The organism is Bifidobacterium saguini DSM 23967, assembly GCF_000741715.1.
GTDB classification, from domain to species: Bacteria; Actinomycetota; Actinomycetes; order Actinomycetales; family Bifidobacteriaceae; genus Bifidobacterium; species Bifidobacterium saguini.
The window spans coordinates 1-2,532 of sequence record NZ_JGZN01000031.1; the positions used below are offsets into that span (position 1 = coordinate 1).

4 protein-coding genes and 1 pseudogene are annotated in these 2,532 nt (G+C 65.0%); all 5 read right to left on the bottom strand.

What is annotated here, in order from left to right; all coding sequences use genetic code 11:
- Window positions 1–262: 262 nt before the first annotated feature.
- Window positions 263–475: a hypothetical protein gene (locus BISA_RS11740; RefSeq protein WP_033892179.1), complete on the bottom strand. Its 213-nt coding sequence runs from the start codon at window positions 473–475 to the stop codon at window positions 263–265.
- Window positions 472–1,095 (bottom strand): ParA family protein, encoded by a 624-nt coding sequence (locus BISA_RS11745; protein WP_237746171.1) that lies wholly within the window; start codon window positions 1,093–1,095, stop codon window positions 472–474. The genes BISA_RS11740 and BISA_RS11745 overlap by 4 nt, the downstream gene beginning before the upstream one ends.
- 154 nt (window positions 1,096–1,249) lie before the next feature.
- Window positions 1,250–1,657 (bottom strand): hypothetical protein, encoded by a 408-nt coding sequence (locus BISA_RS11750; RefSeq protein WP_033892180.1) that lies wholly within the window; start codon window positions 1,655–1,657, stop codon window positions 1,250–1,252.
- Window positions 1,658–1,684: 27 nt separating this feature from the next.
- The gene (locus tag BISA_RS11755; protein ID WP_051917586.1) at window positions 1,685–2,134 is read right to left on the bottom strand and encodes a WhiB family transcriptional regulator; all 450 of its coding nucleotides are present in this window, start codon (window positions 2,132–2,134) and stop codon (window positions 1,685–1,687) included.
- Window positions 2,131–2,532: pseudogene (locus tag BISA_RS13450) on the bottom strand (hypothetical protein); the annotation flags it as partial. The gene BISA_RS11755 and the pseudogene BISA_RS13450, both read right to left, overlap by 4 nt.

The window sequence follows — 2,532 nt, forward strand, 5'->3', positions numbered from 1 at the left end:
GCCACGGAGGAGCCACCCACGCCATCCGCGCCCGCGCCGGCACCGGCATCGAAACGGCCCCGTTCTCGTTCTCGCTCTCGTTCATATCATTCTCGCTCTCGCTCATAACGTTCTCGTTCTCTTTTTCGTTCATGTTTTCGTCCCGGCCGCTCATGGTCGCCTTCCTCGCCTTTCGATACGCATCAGTGTAACCAACACCAACACACCAAAAAACCAAAATATTGGAATAAGGGAATAGGGGAATAAGGAAATACCGGAAGGTTTAATCGATCCACGCATCGACCGCGGATTCGATGACCTCCTGGATGGTGGTGTCGTGGTCCATCGCCCATCGTTTGAGTCTGCGTCGTTGCCCGCGGCGCATGCAGATGCTGGTCTTGACCCATTCGTCGTCGTTGTCGGCCGACGCGCTGACGGTCTTCACGCCGGTCGCCTTGCGGGCCGGTTTGAATGCGGTGGCGGATAGGTTCCTCATGCGTTCGCCTCCTGCATGACCTGCATGATCTCGTCCAGCACGGTCGGGTATTCGTAGAGTCTGGATGGTTTGCGTCCGAGCGCGTTGACGAGCTCCTGGCGTTTGGAGATCATGTGCTCCTCCTCGAATCGCGGGGTGCCGGCCTCGTCCAGTCCGATGATGGTCTGCCGGTACGCGTTGGTGCGGCGTTCGGCGCGGGTGACGAGCACGGCGGCGGGCTTGCCTTCCGGGATGTCGCTCATGGTGGCCCAGGCCTGCTGGAGGTCGAGCGGAGACGGGGATGTGGGGACCACGACGAAATCGGCGACCTTGACCGCGGTCTCCAATACCGGTCCCTGCGGTGGCGCGTCAACGATCCACAGCCCGTCGTCCGTTTCCTGGTCGAGGGTGCGGCGCAGACGTTTGAGCGTGCTCGCGTTCGCCGCGTCAACGCGCACCATGCCGAGGTCTTCGCCGTTCTGCTCGGCAAGGTCGGCCCACAGGCTCGCGCTTCCCTGCACGTCCGCGTCCAATACGTGCACCTCCTTCTCGTAGCGCAGCCCGTAGGCCGCGGCGAGATACATCGCGGAGGTGGTCTTGGCCACGCCTCCCTTCGCGTTCGCGATGGTGATGATCATCATTCTGCTCCTTTACCGATGGATTGGTATACCGAAATATTGAAATAATGGGATATTGAAATATTGGAATGTTGGGGTAGGGGTTTATCGGAAGACCGGGATACCGACGTGCGGCGGGACCGGTTCCGTCGGTTGCCGGCCGGGCCGTGGATCCGGTCTACCCGAGCTTCGGCGGCGCGTTCACGGGTTCCTCGTTTTCGGGTCGGATGCCGGCGAGGAAGTCGAAGGCGGCGTTCACCGTGGTCTCGATGGCGTCCTCGGACACGTTCCAACGGCGGCTGGCCCCGTTCTTGTGGGCGGCGGTGAATCTGAGCCCGTCGTAGCGTTCCCTGCCGTCTTCGCCGTCCACCGTCACGATGACCGGCACCGTGGTGATGGTGAACTCCCTGCCGCACACGGTGAACTCGCGCAGCGTCCTGGTCGCGCCGATCGGCGCGTGCGGAAGCTCCCGCTGCCAGCTGAACGAGACCAGTGGCTGTCGAAGCAGGGCCGCGTCCATGATGCGGAACGTCACCCGTTCGGGGATGGGCCGGATTGGCGCCGTGCCCTTTCCTTTGTGTTTCATCCGTTGTTCCTTTCGTCTTTCCCGTTTTCAGAAGAGGGTGCCCTGCGCCGGCATGCCGACCGGCCGGGATTCGTGGTTCGCCTGTTTCGTGCGCCGCCAGTAGCTGCGCTGTTCGTCGCGGGCGATGTCGATGGATTGCGGGTGCTCCCGGATCCATGCGGCGACCCGGTTCGGGTGCACATGGCCGAGACGGCGCGGCGGCACGTCCAGTCCCTCGCCGACGCATCTGGCGAGTTTGCGGCGTTCCCGGTAGGTCAGGCCTCCGACGATCCGGTCGTCGCGCCACCGCCCGGTGAGCGCCTGGGCGAGGCAGTTCTCGAGCATCGGGCATGAGGCGCACAGTTCACGGCCCTTGGCCCTTGCCTTGCGGTCGTATTCCTCGCCGTGGTCGGTCTCGACGGATCCCCAGAGCCGGTCGGCGAGGGCGGCGTTCCGGCTGGCGATTCTGGTGCACACCGCGGTCTGCGTCTGAGTCATAGCCCGCCTCCCCTGCCTGGCCAGTTGCCTGCGAAGCAGCTGGTGCTGCCGTGCGCGGCGGCGTATTCGGCGAGCTCGTCCCTCAGGCTCGGCGGTCGGAGTCCATTCTCGGCCGGATCCGGGGCCGTGCTCCGGGTTCTCGGGGGATTCGGACCGGCTGGCTGCGAAGGTTTCGCCGGTCGCGCCAGGCCGGTCGCGCCGAACCGGATTCGTGTGACGTGCTCCAGGGTCCTGCGGCCCGAGCGGTCGTCGGCCATCTGGGCGATCACCTGGTCCCAGTGGGATTCCAGCGCCCTGACGCCGGTGAGGGTCCTTCGCCAGAAACCGTCGTACGGTTTGCCGCCCGAAGAGGCCGCGGCCGCACCGGGTGCGGTCGGGCTGGCGGCCCAGAGCGCGAC

Coding starts and splice junctions, on each gene's coding strand:
- BISA_RS11740 (WP_033892179.1), bottom strand. CDS start 475: ATGAGGAACCTATCCGCCACCGCATTCAAACCGGCCCGCAAGGCGACC.
- BISA_RS11745 (WP_237746171.1), bottom strand. CDS start 1,095: ATGATGATCATCACCATCGCGAACGCGAAGGGAGGCGTGGCCAAGACC.
- BISA_RS11750 (WP_033892180.1), bottom strand. CDS start 1,657: ATGAAACACAAAGGAAAGGGCACGGCGCCAATCCGGCCCATCCCCGAA.
- BISA_RS11755 (WP_051917586.1), bottom strand. CDS start 2,134: ATGACTCAGACGCAGACCGCGGTGTGCACCAGAATCGCCAGCCGGAAC.